The sequence below is a fragment of the Enterococcus sp. H57 genome (assembly GCF_003112495.1).
GTDB lineage: Bacteria > Bacillota > Bacilli > Lactobacillales > Enterococcaceae > Enterococcus_B > Enterococcus_B faecium.
Genome location: NZ_BEHC01000060.1, coordinates 1 through 1,008, shown reverse-complemented (window position 1 = coordinate 1,008; position 1,008 = coordinate 1). Strand labels below are relative to the sequence as shown.

Here is a 1,008-nt window from a genome sequence, read left to right as displayed (position 1 = left end):
ACCCGTGGTGCTAGTTAATTTTAATATCCTAAAGAATATCTCAAAGTTCCTTCAAAACGTCGTTGTGCTCGACTTAATAGAACACTGTAAGCCAGTAATATGCTTTCAAATCTACTCTCTAGCCCTTTAACAGAACGTGAGTTGAAATTTTGACAACCTAATTTTTCTAAGGAAGAAAAAACAGTCTCAACTGTTTTTCTTTGTTTTCCAAGTAAGCTGTGGTCTAGTTTTTCTGATTTATCCATGTTTTTACGTGGCGGAACGGATATAGTAATGCCCTTAAGGGCAAGCTTTTCATGGATTTTATGGCTAATATATCCTTTGTCCCCTAGGATATTGGGAAGATTCGCTTCTTCCGATAAAGTCTCTAACACTTTCACGTCATGGACACCTGGATTCGTGATTGAGTAAGTAATCGGAAAGCCAGTCTTAGTAACGATCATATGAATTTTAAGACCATAAAAATAAGATTTTTTTGTTGAGTTATAGCCAACTTTGGCTATTTGATTCAATAGTTTTGCTTGTCTATTTCTAACTGGTTTACATAATGGACTAGGAAAACTATCTATAATTCCGACTAGTTCACCTTTGGTGAGCTTCTTGATGAAAAAGTATCGAATAATCTTGATAGTGTAAGCTAAGTTTGAACTTAAGCGAGTGAATCGACTCCTACTAGGAAAGTCACCATTAGGAAATAAGACGGAACAAACCGCTCTATACGTGGCTCTTTGGCTAGTATAGCCATTAATTATGCCCCATATAACACAAGCAATAATCACTGTATCGCGTTGCTTCAGTTTATCAGTATTTCTTCGGTTTTTAATCTTATCTGGTACACAATTGTGGTATATGTTAGAAACAGTTCTCATAATTTCCTTGAATGTTATAAAAGTATCTGTATAATGTTCAGTATATTTTGATGAACGCATATGTAGTCCTCATTTCTTGGGAGTTTTGAGACTACTATATGCGTTTTTTTGTTGATTTACCAACATGTTTAGACATTTT

General features: G+C 34.8%; 1 protein-coding gene. It reads right to left on the bottom strand.

What is annotated here, in order from left to right:
- Positions 1-20: 20 nt before the first annotated feature.
- Entirely contained in the window at positions 21-929 is a 909-nt protein-coding gene (locus tag DIZ30_RS11250) for an IS982-like element ISEfm1 family transposase (RefSeq protein ID WP_002326704.1), read from the bottom strand.
- Between the last annotated feature and the right edge of the window lie 79 nt (positions 930-1,008).

Bases quoted from the DNA above. Each gene is read 5' to 3' on its own strand.
- DIZ30_RS11250 (WP_002326704.1), bottom strand. From the start codon at position 929: ATGCGTTCATCAAAATATACTGAACATTATACAGATACTTTTATAACA.